Genomic DNA, 13,720 nt, shown 5'->3' on the forward strand with positions numbered 1-13,720 from the left:
TCTCTATCTACAGTGGGCGTTAGAAATTTGAGTGGATCTGACTTTAGTACGAGAGGACCGAGTTGGACGAACCTCTGGTGTATCTGTTGTTCCGCCAGGAGCATTGCAGAGTAGCTACGTTCGGAAGGGATAAGCGCTGAAAGCATATAAGCGCGAAACCCACCACAAGATGAGATTTCTTTAAAGGGTCGTGGAAGATGACCACGTTGATAGGCTATAGGTGTAAAGGCAGTAATGTCATAGCCGAGTAGTACTAATAACCCATAGGCTTATTGTACGCCTGTTTTTTTAAGAGTACAACAAAATTTTCATGAATTATTTTTCAATATGTCATTATATACGGTAAAGTAGAATATTCTACATACACCGAAAGATTTAAGGTGATTATAGCGATGGGGCTCACCTCTTACCATTCCGAACAGAGAAGTTAAGCCCATTAGCGCCGATGGTACTACATTGTGGGAGAGTAGGTCGTCGCCTTTTTTAAAGTCCTCAACATTTTTTTGTTGAGGACTTTTTTTTGTTTTTTAGTTTTCTATTTATGCTTTTTAATATGTTTATTTCTTTTATTTTTGGAGAAGATGGAAATAAATAAAGAGTTAGAATTAGCTTGGAATTTTGTAAACAAAAGCCAACGAAATATTTTCTTAACAGGTAAAGCTGGAACTGGGAAAACAACGTTTCTTCATAGATTAAAATTAAATTCACTTAAAAGAATGGTTATTGTTGCACCTACGGGTGTAGCAGCAATTAATGCTAAAGGTGTAACTATTCATTCTTTCTTTCAATTACCATTTGGACCTATACTTCCTGATGATATTCTTTCTAATGCTAGTGGTTTTAAAAATAAATTTAGTAAGACTAAAATTAATATTATTAAATCATTAGACTTATTAGTAATTGATGAAATTAGTATGGTCAGAGCTGATTTATTAGATGCTATTGACAAAATTTTAAAACGATATAAAAACAGAAATCAAGTGTTTGGTGGTGTGCAAGTTCTTATGATTGGTGATTTACAACAGTTGTCACCTGTTGTAAGAGATAATGAATGGGAATTGCTAAAACCATTCTACAACAATGCTTATTTTTTTAGTAGCCATGCGTATCAACATTGTAATCCAATAACTGTTGAGTTAAAACACATATATAGACAAGATAATCCTAAGTTTATTAAGATTTTAAATGAAATAAGGTCTAATAACTTATCTAAAAATTCAATAGAAGAACTTAATAAACGTTTTAATCCCAATTTTTCACCTTCAGAAAAGGAAGGTTACATATTTTTAACTACTCACAACCTTAAAGCCGATCAAGTTAATAAGTCAGAATTAGATAAACTTTCAACAAAATTATTTAGTTATTCAGCTAAAGTACAAGGTAAATTCCCAGAGTTTTCTTATCCGAACGAGGATAAACTAGTATTAAAAGTAGGAGCACAAGTCATGTTTATCAAAAACGATAGCTCACCAGAAAAGCGCTATTTCAATGGGAAAATAGGAAAAGTAATTCATTTAGATAAAGACGAAGTCGTTGTAAAATGTCCTGACGATGATTTTACTATAATCACAAAACCTGAAACTTGGGAAAATATTACCTATAAAGTAGACAAAGAAACAGATGCCATAACAGAGGACAAAATTGGAAGCTACACGCAGATGCCTTTACGCTTAGCTTGGTCAATTACAATCCATAAAAGTCAAGGATTAACTTTCGAAAAAGCTGTTATTGATGCAGAAGGTGCTTTTGCGCATGGTCAAACCTATGTTGCCCTAAGTAGATGTAAATCTTTAGAAGGTTTAGTCTTAAAAAGTAAGATTGATTCAAGACATATTATAAGTGACACCAATGTTCTTAATTTTACCAAACAAGCTGAAGAAAACCAATCAGATGAAAAAGAACTAGAACAATCAAAATCAATTTTTCAGCTTCAATTAATTTCAGAAGTTTTTGTTTTTTTTCAATTTATATATCCTGTAAATAGAATTCTAGATATCTATTATAAAAATAGAGGAAGTATTGAAGGTAATGTAGAGCAACCTTTAACCATTATTAAGGATTGTGCTACAAACTTACTGAAAGTAGCTAATTCATTTAAAATTCAACTAAAAGAATTAGCTCAAGATAAGTTGCCAGAAAACGATCAGGTTATACAAGAACGTTTTAAAAAAGCTATTAATTATTTTTCTGAAGAAACTAAAAGCAAAATTATAGATGCTTATCAAAACTTTAGTTTTAGCACAGATAACAAAGCTTTAGATAAAGATATTAGCAAACAATTAGATACAATTGAAGAACTTATAGCCACTAAAAAACTTTACTTCTCTGAATTAAATCAAGGTTTTGAAGTCAATAATTTTTTAGGTCTAAGAGCAAAATCGGTCTTTTTAACTAAAGACAAACCAAAAAAACTCAGAAAAACTGTCATTGATGGTACTACAAATATTGAATTATTTGAGCTGTTAAGAGAATTAAGAAACACACTGGCTCAAGAAAACGATTTAATTCACTATCAAATTTTTACCCAAAAAGCACTTTACGAGATGTGCGAAACCTTACCAACAACCAAAAAAGAATTATTACAAGTCAATGGTTTTGGTAAAGTACGAGTTGATAAATATGGAAACGATATTTTAGCTGTAATTAGAGAGTATTGTGAAGAGAATGATATTGATACTTCAGATGAAACTCAATTTGAATTTGTAGAAGAAGAAAAGCCAAAACGTAAAAAAGGCGATACACAAAAAGAATCTCTATCACTTTTTAAAGAGGGAAAAACCATAGAAGAAATTGCCCACATTAGAGAGTTAAATGAAAATACAATATTCGGTCATTTGTCTAAATTTATTAAAACAGGTGAAATTAAAATTTCCGATTTAATGCCAAAAAACCATTATCAAGAATTAAAAGAATTAATACCAAAACATACATTCGATACGCTTTCAGATTTAAAACATCAACTAGATGATAAATATAGTTATGGTGAAATCAGGTTGGTTTTAGACGAATTAAACTCATAAAAAAAGGCTTCAACATTACATGTGAAGCCTTTTTAATTTTATATAATTGAAACGTTATCCTTTAATAACACCTCTAGAAATTACAATTTTTTGGATTTCAGAAGTACCTTCATAAATCTGAGTGATTTTTGCATCACGCATTAAACGCTCTACATGGTATTCTTTTACAAAACCATTTCCACCGTGTATTTGTACAGCTTCAACCGTTTGTTCCATTGCAACTTTACTAGCGTATAATTTTGCCATAGCGCTAGACATATCGTAATTGTTACCTTGGTCTTTATCCCAAGCAGCTTTCATAACTAACATACGTGCAGCTTCAATTTCAGTATACATATCTGCAAGTTTAAAAGCAATAGCTTGATGGTTACAAATTTCGGTACCAAAAGCTTTACGCTCTTTACTATATTTTAAAGCTAACTCGTAAGCTCCAGAAGCAATACCTAAAGCTTGTGCAGCAATACCAATACGTCCACCAGAAAGTGTTTTCATTGCGAATTTAAATCCAAATCCGTCTTCACCAATTCTGTTTTCTTTTGGTACTTTAACATCGTTAAATTGTAGCGTATGTGTATCACTTCCTCTAATTCCTAATTTATCTTCTTTAGGACCAATATCAAAACCTTCCATGCCTTTTTCAACTATAAAAGCATTGATTCCTCTGTGTCCTTTTTCTCTGTCTGTTTGTGCAATTACTAAATAAACATCAGATCTACCACCATTGGTAATCCAGTTTTTTGTTCCGTTAATTACATAATGGTCACCTTTGTCTATTGCAGTCGTTGTTTGTGATGTTGCATCACTACCAGCTTCTGGTTCACTTAAACAAAATGCACCAATTTGCTCACCGGTAGCTAATTTTGTTAAATATTTTTGTTTTTGCTCTTCTGTTCCAAAAGCTTCAAGACCGTAACATACTAATGAGTTATTTACAGAAACCATTACAGAAGCAGACGCGTCTATCTTAGATAACTCTTCCATAATTAAAACGTAAGAAATCGCATCCATACCACTTCCACCGTATTTTGGGTCTACCATAATTCCCATAAATCCAAGTTCTCCCATTTTTCTAACTAAATCTTGAGGGAATTCTTGTTTTTCGTCACGTTCTATAACGCCAGGTAATAATTCTGTTCTTGCAAAATCACGAGCTGCGTCGCGAATCATTAAATGTTCTTCTGTAAGATTAAAATCCATAGTGGTATATAAAATTGTTAATTCAATAAAAAATGTCTTCAAAGATAACTTTTTATTAGCATTTTTTCAATCGTTATAGTTATTTTTACTCGATATGTTAAAAGAAAATTATCACATAGTAGGTGTTATGTCTGGAACATCTTTAGACGGAATTGATTTAGCTGAAATTAATTTTATTAAAAAAGATACTTGGCAATTTCAAATTTTAAATTCGACTACAGTTTCCTATTCTGAAGATTGGCTTAGAAAACTTAAAAACTTAACCCAACAATCTACAAAAGATTTACAACAAATAGATGTTGATTACACTAATTATTTAGCTGAAGTTATTTCGACTTTCATTAAAAAAAATAACATAAATCACCTTGATGCTGTTTGCTCTCATGGTCATACCGCACTACACCAACCAGAACAAAAATTAACGTATCAAATCGGGAATTTACCTGTATTGGCAGAACAACTAAAGCAAACTGTTGTATGTGATTTTAGAATACAAGATGTGAAATTTGGTGGTCAAGGCGCGCCATTAGTACCAATTGGTGATCAGCTTTTATTTTCGGAGTATGATTATTGTATCAATCTTGGCGGATTTGCAAACGTGTCTACCTTAATTAATAAGCAACGTATAGCTTTCGATATTTGTCCTGTTAATATTGTACTTAATAAGTATGTACAACAATTAGGATTTGACTTTGACGATAAGGGACATTTAGCTTCAAAAGGAAAAATAAACCAACAACTATTAGATCAATTAAACGCTTTAAATTTTTATAAAAAATCATATCCAAAATCTTTAGGATTGGAATGGGTAGATCAGCAAATTTTCCCTTTAATTGATAACTACAAATTAGAAATAAAAGATATTTTGCATACTATGATCCATCATGTGGCGCAACAAATTGCAAAGGTGATTAACCAAAAAGATAATGCATCTGTTTTGTTAACCGGTGGCGGAACTTATAATGACTTTTTAGTTGAAAGAATTAAAGCTTTAACCAATGCTAAAATCATTATCCCATCTGCTGAATTAATAGAATTTAAAGAAGCATTAATATTTGGCTTTTTAGGTGTATTAAAATTAAGAAAAGAAAATAACTGTTTAGCATCTGTTACAGGAGCAAGTAAAGATCACTCTTCTGGGAAGATTTATAAAATTTAACACTACAATATCAGTAGTTTACTTACTTTTGAAGCTTTGGTACAGCTTTTGAAAAGTATATCAAAAAATAATAACAATTAATAAATAATTAAAAAATGAAACAACTATTACTAGCATTTGCATTACTAATTTCTGGATTAACTTATGCTCAAGATTTTGATGATAATTGGGAAGACAGATCAGAAAAGTTACCAGGATACGTAATCACTAATAAAGGAGAAAAAATAGAAGGTTACTTAAAAAGATTCTTAAAAATTAAAAGTCAACGTAAAGTGAAATTCTTCAAAACTTTAGATGATAAACCAGTAGTTTATGACCCAAAAGATTTAAAAGCCTATAAAATTGGAGAAGATTATTACGAAACACATCCTTACGAAGGTTTAAGCGGAAAAACAAAAGTCTTTTTATTAAGAACAGTAGAAGGAAAAATTAGTCTTTTTGATTATTACATAAGAGTAGAAGATGATAAAGGCGCAGAAATGACACTTAAAAAAGATGGTAACAAAGAGATTATTTTAGACTTTGATGGTACCAAAATTCAAACAGAAGTGTTAGCAGTAAAAGATGGTGATGATTACCTAAAATTTGCTTCGCCAAAAGTATTGTTTAGCTTTAAAAATGTAATGAGTAAATACGTTAGTGATTACCCAGAATTAGCTAAAAAAATAAAAAGCAAAGAAAAAGGATATCGTGTTTTAGGTATTTTAAAAATTGTAAACGAATACAACGCACATTTTGAATAAGATACAATTTAACAAAATAACACTGTTGTTAATATTACTATCTACAACAGTGTTTTCTCAAACCGCCAATTTTACTTGGACAGATTGGGCAAAAAATGGTCATAATGGATATCAAAATCCGAATATTATTTTTCCAACAACAGAAGATTTTACAATCTATAGTATAGAAAAATCAGGATCTCATGTTTACGCACCAAAGCTAATTTACATTACAAAGCACGATTACAATCGTCAAGTTTTAAAGGATGTGAGTTTTAAATTACCACAGCGTCAACGCATGGATGCTACTTTAATAAATGTTATAGAAGGTGATAACAAACTTTACTTTTTCTCAAATATAGCTTTAAAAAAAGATGGTAAAAACGTGCTATACGTCCAGGTATTTGATAATAATAGCTTTACTATTTCAGAAGAAAAAGAGCTGTTTACCTTACCTATAGAAAAAGCAAATAACTCAGGTTTTTTTAATGTAGAAATTTCTCCAGACAAAAACACACTAGCTGTTTTAGTAAATAATGTTTTTGAGAAAAAGCAAAACGAAAAAATTACAACAGTTTTATTTGATAAAGATTTAAATGAAATAGCTAATTCAAATTTCACTTTAAATTTTGAAAGCGAAAGAGCTTACAAAGAACAGTTTTACATCACTAATGATAAAACAGTACATATTGTAAAACATACAGATATTTTTAAAAAAGAACCAAAAACAGCTGTTATTACAATAAACGGAACAGATATAAAGACACAACAAGTTTCAGCTTCAGAGTTTTATATTTCAGACAGTAAAGTAATAACTGTAGCTAATACAAATTATCTAATAGGTTTTGCAACAGATAATGTAAAACCAGGAATTTCGGTTGGCGGAAAAAAAGATAAAAGCTATTTTCTTTACGATATAACTAACGGAAATTTAGTAAGAAATCAAGGTTGGTCAGACGCTATACTTAAAAAAGTTTTAGGTAAAGGCTTTTTAGATTTAACAGTTCAAAATGTAATAACAGAAGATAACAATATCTATTTAATTGGCGAATGTTTTAAATCCGAAAGTGCTTTAAAAGAAGGCGCAAGTTTTGAGTATGATTACACGCATAATATAGGTCCAGGAATAGTTGTAAAGTTAGATACAGCAGGACAAGTAAAGTACGAGTCTTACTTAAAATATTCAGACACTTATAAAAATGAAGCTAAGCGTATAGCCTCATTTTATCCTTTTTTAAATAACGGAAAATTAAATCTGCTAACAACAGAAAAAGAATACGTTTTAAAAGAGAAAAAAATTGTTTTAGGTAATAGGAAAATCGAAGCAAGAGCAGTTATATTAAACACAATTGACGAAGCAGGAGAACAAACAATTGTACCATTTTGGGACAGTAAAGTTGGCGGCGAAGATTTAATAATAGACTTTGCGCCTACCTTTACAAAGCAAATAGATACTAATAATTTTGCCATTTATGGTTATGGTAATCTATATCATGCATTTGGAAAAATGATTTTAAACTAAAAACTTAACAATAATTTATAATAATAAAAATGGCTTTACTTTTAAAGCCATTTTTTGTTTTTTATATTTGTTGTTACTAATTAACAATTCTTCAATAAAATGAATCAACTAAAAACTTGTTTAAACCTAAACTAACTAGTTGATTTTATTCTTAAATAACTAAATGAAAGACTTACTAAAAATTTACGAAAATAAGGCGCCAGAAATTGTATTTAACTGGAAAGATTCAGAAACAGATGCAGAAGGATGGACAGTTATAAACTCTTTACGTGGTGGCGCTGCTGGTGGCGGTACACGTATGCGCAAGGGATTAGATATGAACGAGGTTTTATCTCTTGCCAAAACAATGGAAGTAAAATTTACGGTATCTGGACCAGCAATTGGTGGTGCAAAATCAGGAATAAATTTTGATCCAAAAGACCCAAGAAAACGCGGTGTTTTAGAGCGTTGGTATAAAGCAGTTTCACCATTATTAAAAAGTTATTATGGTACTGGTGGAGATTTAAATGTAGATGAAATTCACGAAGTAATTCCAATCACTGAAGATTCTGGTGTTTGGCATCCGCAAGAAGGTGTATTTAATGGTCACTTTCAACCTACAGAAGCAGACAAAATTAACCGTATCGGTCAATTACGTCAAGGTGTAATCAAGGTTTTAGAAAACGTAAACTATTCACCAGACGTTTCAAAAAAATATACTGTAGCAGATATGATTACTGGTTATGGCGTTGCCGAAGCAGTGAAGCATTATTATGACATCTACGGTGGAAATGTAAAAGGAAAACGTGCCGTTATCCAAGGTTTTGGTAACGTAGGTTCTGCAGCAGCTTACTACCTAGCACAAATGGGAGCAAAAGTGGTAGGAATTATTGACATTTCTGGAGGAGTGATTAATGAAAACGGATTTACTTTTGAAGAAATTAAAGAATTCTTCTTAAATAAAAACGGAAATACTTTACTAGCAGAAAACATGATTCCTTTTGAAGAAATGAATCAGCGCGTTTGGTCTCTAGAAACAGAAATTTTTGCACCATGTGCAGCATCACGTTTAATTACTCAAGATCAAATTGACAAAATGATAAGTACAGGTTTAGAAGTCATTTCTTGTGGCGCAAATGTACCATTTGCAGATAAAGAAATTTTCTTTGGACCAATAATGGAGCAAACCGATGAGCGTGTAAGTTTAATACCAGATTTTATCTCTAACTGTGGTATGGCACGTGTATTTGCTTATTTTATGGAGCGTAAAGTACAAATGACAGATGAAGCTATTTTTAATGATACTTCAGACATAATCAAAAAAGCAATTCAAAACGTTTACGATAAAAGTCCTTTAAAGACTGAAATTAGTAAAACAGCGTTTGAAATAGCACTTAAACAACTTATTTAAATAAAACATGGAATCAGTAATTATTATTGTATTTGTAATTGGTTATTTAGCAATTACTTTAGAGCATAATTTAAAAATAGATAAACTTATACCAGCTTTAGTTATGATGGCTATAAGTTGGGCATTAATTTCTTTAGGTATAGATGCGTTTCCACAATGGTTTGACTCAGCTAACCACGGTTTAGTAGAAGGTTATACTTCTATGGGACATGAAAGCAGAATGCATTTAATGGAGGAAACATTATTACATCATCTTGGTAAAACAGCCGAGATTTTAGTGTTCTTATTAGGCGCAATGACTATTGTAGAAATTATCGATTATTTTGATGGATTTTCTACAATAAAAACCTTCATTAAAACTAAAAATAAGAAAAGTATACTTTGGATATTTTCAATTTTAGCTTTCATATTATCTGCAATTATAGATAACCTAACAGCTACAATTGTATTAATTTCTATTTTACAAAAAATAGTAAGAGATAGAGATGTACGTATTTGGTATGCTGGTATTATAATCATAGCAGCAAACGCTGGTGGTGCTTGGTCACCAATTGGAGACGTAACTACAACAATGCTTTGGATTGCAAATAAAGTGTCTGTTGGTCACTTAGTAGGCTATTTATTATTACCATCTTTAGTTTGTATGGTTGTGCCAACTTTTATAGCTTCATTTTTACCATCATTTCAAGGTAAATTAGAACAAGATGATAGTGCAGATGATAAACCAAAAAGTAGATTTAGCTCAACAATGTTATACCTTGGTTTAGGAGCTATTGTTTTTGTTCCAATTTTTAAAACAGTAACACATTTACCTCCATATGTAGGTATGATGTTTGCTCTTGGTGTAGTAGCGGTTTTTGCAGAAATCTATAGTTCTTCTAAATTTAGTTTAGCAGAAGTGGATCATACAGAAAGTGACTCTCATGCACATCATAGTCCTGTACACAGCTCTTTATCAAAGATTGAGTTGCCAAGTATTTTATTCTTTTTAGGAATATTAATGGCAGTAGCTGCGTTAGAATCTTTAGGAATATTATTTGGGTTTGCAACTACTTTAAAAGAAGGAGTGCCAATGATTGGAACAGAATTACACGGAGAAGGTGTTTCTGATTTAGTAATTTTATTACTAGGTATTGGATCTGCGGTTATAGATAACGTACCATTAGTTGCGGCAAGTTTAGGAATGTTTTCAGAACCTATGGATAATGAGCTTTGGCACTTTATAGCATACTCTGCCGGAACTGGAGGAAGTATGTTAATTATTGGTTCTGCAGCAGGAGTTGTAGCAATGGGTATGGAAAAAATTGACTTTTTCTGGTACTTAAAAAAGATAGCTTGGTTAGCTTTAATCGGTTTCTTAGCTGGTGCTTTAACCTTTTTCTGGACAAGAACTTTATTTTAATAGACGAAATTCTAAATTGAAACGTTACATATAGGTACCTAAAATTTAAATATGATAAGCAATTTAATTCAAGACACTGCTCAAGAAGCTTCTGAAGTTTTACAAGATGGAGAATCAGTTGAAAAAACTTTATCTATAATAGAACTAATTACCTCTGGTGGTACAGCAGGTATGGTTATTATAGTGGTTTTAATTTTGATGCTAATCTTTACTTTATACATATACTTTGAACGTATTTTAACCATAAAAGAGGCTTCTAAAATAGATGCTAATTTTATGAATCAAATTAAAGATTATGTTAGTAATGGAAAAATTGATTCAGCCCAAAACCTGTGTTCAACAGTTAATTCGCCAGTATCAAGATTAATTAGTAAAGGAGTTTCAAGAATTGGTAAGCCTTTAGAAGATATCAATACAGCAATAGAAAACGCAGGAAGATTAGAAATTTATAATCTAGAAAAAAACGTAAGCGTTTTAGCAACTATATCTGGTGCAGCACCAATGATTGGTTTTCTTGGTACGGTAATAGGAATGATTTTATCAATATTTGAAATAGCTAATTCTGGCGGATCTATAGATATTAAAACATTAGCAGACGGTTTATACACCGCAATGACAACTACTGTAGCAGGTTTAATAGTAGGTATTGTTGCTTACATTGCCTATAACCATTTAGTTGTTAAAACAGACAAAGTGGTGTATCAAATGGAAGCTAATTCGCTAGAGTTTTTAGACTTATTAAACGAACCTAGTTAATATGCGATTAAGAGGAAGAAATAAAGTAACACCAGAATTTAACATGTCGTCAATGACCGACATTGTTTTCTTATTGCTTATCTTTTTCATGATTGCATCCACATTAGTTTCAGCAGAAGCTATAGATTTACTATTGCCAAAGTCTTCTAGTAAAACGACGCAAACAAAAAATGTTTCTGTAAGCGTAGATAAGGATGTAAATTATTATGTAGACATGAAAAAAGTGTCTAAAGATAATTTAGAAGCAGAAGTTTTAGCAAAAGTTGGTCAGTCAGATTCGCCTAGTATCACTATACGATCGGATCAAGATGTAGAGATGAAACATGTGGTTTATATTATGGATATAGCCAATCGTAATAAGATAAAATCTACTTTAGCAGTTAAGTCGAAGTAATTTTTAAATGAAATATTTAAACACCAAACACGAACGAAATTCAGCAAAAATAACAGCACTAATTGTACTGATTTTATTGCTATTACTATTTGTAGTCGGACCTCAATATATGGATCCGCCAATAGAGTATGGTGTTTCAGTAAATTTCGGTAACTCTGCGGTAGGTAGTGGTAATGTGCAACCAGATAAACCGGTTAAATCTGAAGATTTAAACATTAATAAGCAACCACAAGAGGAACAAGCACAAGAAGAAACTCAGGAAGAAGCTGCAGCATCTACAAACGAAACTTCAGAAGAAGTGATTACTCAAGAATCTGAAGAGGCAATAGCAATAAAAAAACAGAAAGAAGCAGAAGCTAAAGCAAAAGCAGAAGCCGAAAGAAAAGCCAAAGAAAAAGCTGCAGCAGAAGAGAAAAAGCGTCAAGAAGAAGCAAAAAAGAAAGCAAAACTAGATGCTATGATGGGTGGACTTAATAACTCTAATGGTGAATCTAGCGGTAGTGAAGGTGATGACAACCAAGCAGGCGATAAAGGTCAGTTAAACGGAGATCCTTATGCGCCAAGTTATTTTGGTGATCCAGGTACTGGAAGTGGCGGAGTTGGTTACGGACTAAATGGGCGAGGTAAGCCAACAAAGCAAATCTACCAACAAGATTGTAATGAAGCAGGATTAGTTGTTGTTAGAATAGAAGTAGACAGAAACGGAAATGTTGTTAAAGCAGAACCAGGAGCAAAAGGCACAAAAAATACAGCTCAGTGTTTATTAGAACCAGCTCGTAAAATTGCATTATCTCATAAATGGAAAGCAGATTCTAATGCACCAATCCGTCAAGTAGGTTTTGTGAGTATTAATTTTAAATTAGGGCAATAAAAGCCATGACTTATCAAGAGACTGTTAATTGGATGTTTACTCAACTTCCAATGTACCAAAAGCAAGGTAAAACAGCATTCAAAAAAGATTTGACTAACACATTGTTGTTAGCTAATCACTTAAATAATCCACAACATAAATTTAAATCTATCCATGTAGCTGGTACTAATGGTAAAGGATCTAGCAGTCATATGTTAGCATCTGTTTTACAAGAAGCAGGCTATAAAGTAGGTTTGTATACGTCACCTCATTTAAAAGATTTTAGAGAGCGAATTAAAATAAATGGAGTAGAAGTAAGCAAGCAATTTGTAATCGGTTTTATTAAAAGAAATAAAGCTTTTTTTAAATCAAATCCATTATCTTTTTTTGAAATGACTGTTGGTATGTCGTTTGACTACTTTGCAAATCAAAAAGTAGACATTGCTATAATAGAAGTTGGTTTAGGAGGAAGATTAGATTCAACAAACATTATCATTCCAGAAGTTTCATTAATTACTAATATTGGTTATGATCACACACAGTTTCTTGGAGAAACGTTACCATTAATAGCCTCAGAAAAAGCAGGTATCATTAAATCTAATGTTCCTGTAGTAATTAGTGAAACCCATAATGAAACTAAACCTGTTTTTCAAGAAGTAGCTAATAAAAATAACTCAAAAATATATTTTGCAGATAAAATAATTAAAGTGAAGTATTCAACTGATTTGCTTGGAGATTATCAGAAGAAAAATATTAAAGGTGTTCTGAAGACACTTAAAATTCTTCAACAAAAAAATTATAAAATTTCAGATTTAAATATAAAAAACGGACTTCTAAATGTAGTAAAGAATACTGGATTAAAAGGACGTTGGCAAATATTACAAACAAAACCCAAGATTATTTGTGATACAGCACATAATAAAGAAGGGTTGAGTATAACTATGACACAATTGCAAAAAGAACAATTTAATAATCTTCATATTGTTTTTGGAGTAGTTAATGATAAAGATCTAAGTCAAATTTTTAGTCTTTTACCTAAAAAAACCACATTTTATTTTTGTAAACCTGATGTTCCAAGAGGTTTGGATCAAAATATTTTAAGAGATCAATTTTTGGGTGAAGGTTTTGTTGGAGAATCATATCTATCTGTAAAAGAAGCTGTTGATAAAGCAATAAGCAAAGCAAGTGATAATGATGTGATTTATATTGGAGGAAGTACTTTTGTTGTGGCAGAAATTTTTTAAAAATTTTTTCAAAAAAGTTTTTGCATATTCAAAAACTAGTCTATATTTGCAATCCAATTACGAA

The 13,720-nt window shown here is 31.3% G+C and carries 11 protein-coding genes and 2 rRNA genes (1 of these 13 running past the window's edge); 12 read left to right on the forward strand and 1 reads right to left on the reverse strand.

The features are described 5' to 3' along the window. From H574_RS0109340 to H574_RS0109350, 3 genes are all read left to right on the forward strand, one after another. Positions 1-277 (forward strand): 23S ribosomal RNA (locus H574_RS0109340) (it extends 2,543 nt beyond the left edge of the window). Positions 278-376: 99 nt separating this feature from the next. Further along, a 5S ribosomal RNA gene (rrf, locus tag H574_RS0109345) occupies positions 377-483 on the forward strand. Between the two features lie 98 nt (positions 484-581). Next, positions 582-3,020: a helix-turn-helix domain-containing protein gene (locus tag H574_RS0109350; RefSeq protein WP_027880324.1), complete on the forward strand. Its 2,439-nt coding sequence runs from the start codon at positions 582-584 to the stop codon at positions 3,018-3,020. Positions 3,021-3,074: 54 nt separating this feature from the next. Here H574_RS0109350 and H574_RS0109355 read toward each other — a convergent pair whose 3' ends face one another. After that, complete coding sequence (locus H574_RS0109355; RefSeq protein ID WP_027880325.1) at positions 3,075-4,217, reverse strand: acyl-CoA dehydrogenase; 1,143 nt, start codon at positions 4,215-4,217, stop codon at positions 3,075-3,077. A 94-nt stretch (positions 4,218-4,311) separates the two neighbouring features. On the opposite strand from H574_RS0109355, the gene H574_RS0109360 reads away from it, so the two are divergent. The 9 genes from H574_RS0109360 to H574_RS0109400 all read left to right on the forward strand — a co-directional run bounded on the left by H574_RS0109360 (position 4,312) and on the right by H574_RS0109400 (position 13,656). Continuing rightward, positions 4,312-5,376: an anhydro-N-acetylmuramic acid kinase gene (locus tag H574_RS0109360; RefSeq protein WP_027880326.1), complete on the forward strand. Its 1,065-nt coding sequence runs from the start codon at positions 4,312-4,314 to the stop codon at positions 5,374-5,376. Between the two features lie 95 nt (positions 5,377-5,471). After that, positions 5,472-6,119: a hypothetical protein gene (locus tag H574_RS0109365; RefSeq protein WP_027880327.1), complete on the forward strand. Its 648-nt coding sequence runs from the start codon at positions 5,472-5,474 to the stop codon at positions 6,117-6,119. A gap of 25 nt (positions 6,120-6,144) precedes the next feature. Next, the gene (locus H574_RS0109370; protein ID WP_155912633.1) at positions 6,145-7,620 is read left to right on the forward strand and encodes a hypothetical protein; all 1,476 of its coding nucleotides are present in this window, start codon (positions 6,145-6,147) and stop codon (positions 7,618-7,620) included. Between the two features lie 163 nt (positions 7,621-7,783). Further along, positions 7,784-9,010: a Glu/Leu/Phe/Val dehydrogenase dimerization domain-containing protein gene (locus H574_RS0109375; RefSeq protein WP_027880329.1), complete on the forward strand. Its 1,227-nt coding sequence runs from the start codon at positions 7,784-7,786 to the stop codon at positions 9,008-9,010. Between the two features lie 7 nt (positions 9,011-9,017). Continuing rightward, positions 9,018-10,412, forward strand: coding sequence for a sodium:proton antiporter NhaD (gene nhaD, locus H574_RS0109380; RefSeq protein WP_027880330.1), 1,395 nt, complete (start codon positions 9,018-9,020; stop codon positions 10,410-10,412). A gap of 51 nt (positions 10,413-10,463) precedes the next feature. Then, positions 10,464-11,168, forward strand: a complete 705-nt coding sequence (locus tag H574_RS0109385; RefSeq protein WP_027880331.1) for a MotA/TolQ/ExbB proton channel family protein — start codon at positions 10,464-10,466, stop codon at positions 11,166-11,168. Position 11,169: 1 nt separating this feature from the next. Further along, positions 11,170-11,562 (forward strand): ExbD/TolR family protein, encoded by a 393-nt coding sequence (locus tag H574_RS0109390; RefSeq protein WP_027880332.1) that lies wholly within the window; start codon positions 11,170-11,172, stop codon positions 11,560-11,562. Positions 11,563-11,569: 7 nt separating this feature from the next. After that, complete coding sequence (locus H574_RS0109395) at positions 11,570-12,433, forward strand: hypothetical protein (RefSeq protein ID WP_027880333.1); 864 nt, start codon at positions 11,570-11,572, stop codon at positions 12,431-12,433. A 5-nt stretch (positions 12,434-12,438) separates the two neighbouring features. Beyond that, positions 12,439-13,656, forward strand: a complete 1,218-nt coding sequence (locus tag H574_RS0109400) for a bifunctional folylpolyglutamate synthase/dihydrofolate synthase (RefSeq protein ID WP_027880334.1) — start codon at positions 12,439-12,441, stop codon at positions 13,654-13,656. Positions 13,657-13,720: the final 64 nt, after the last annotated feature.

Source organism: Mesoflavibacter zeaxanthinifaciens DSM 18436 (assembly GCF_000422365.1).
Classification (GTDB): domain Bacteria; phylum Bacteroidota; class Bacteroidia; order Flavobacteriales; family Flavobacteriaceae; genus Mesoflavibacter; species Mesoflavibacter zeaxanthinifaciens.

What these genes read in the sequence shown, in the direction of transcription:
- H574_RS0109350 (WP_027880324.1), top strand. Translation starts at nt 582, where the DNA reads ATGGAAATAAATAAAGAGTTAGAATTAGCTTGGAATTTTGTAAACAAA.
- H574_RS0109355 (WP_027880325.1), bottom strand. Translation starts at nt 4,217, where the DNA reads ATGGATTTTAATCTTACAGAAGAACATTTAATGATTCGCGACGCAGCT.
- H574_RS0109360 (WP_027880326.1), top strand. Translation starts at nt 4,312, where the DNA reads ATGTTAAAAGAAAATTATCACATAGTAGGTGTTATGTCTGGAACATCT.
- H574_RS0109365 (WP_027880327.1), top strand. Translation starts at nt 5,472, where the DNA reads ATGAAACAACTATTACTAGCATTTGCATTACTAATTTCTGGATTAACT.
- H574_RS0109375 (WP_027880329.1), top strand. Translation starts at nt 7,784, where the DNA reads ATGAAAGACTTACTAAAAATTTACGAAAATAAGGCGCCAGAAATTGTA.
- nhaD (WP_027880330.1), top strand. Translation starts at nt 9,018, where the DNA reads ATGGAATCAGTAATTATTATTGTATTTGTAATTGGTTATTTAGCAATT.
- H574_RS0109385 (WP_027880331.1), top strand. Translation starts at nt 10,464, where the DNA reads ATGATAAGCAATTTAATTCAAGACACTGCTCAAGAAGCTTCTGAAGTT.
- H574_RS0109390 (WP_027880332.1), top strand. Translation starts at nt 11,170, where the DNA reads ATGCGATTAAGAGGAAGAAATAAAGTAACACCAGAATTTAACATGTCG.
- H574_RS0109395 (WP_027880333.1), top strand. Translation starts at nt 11,570, where the DNA reads ATGAAATATTTAAACACCAAACACGAACGAAATTCAGCAAAAATAACA.
- H574_RS0109400 (WP_027880334.1), top strand. Translation starts at nt 12,439, where the DNA reads ATGACTTATCAAGAGACTGTTAATTGGATGTTTACTCAACTTCCAATG.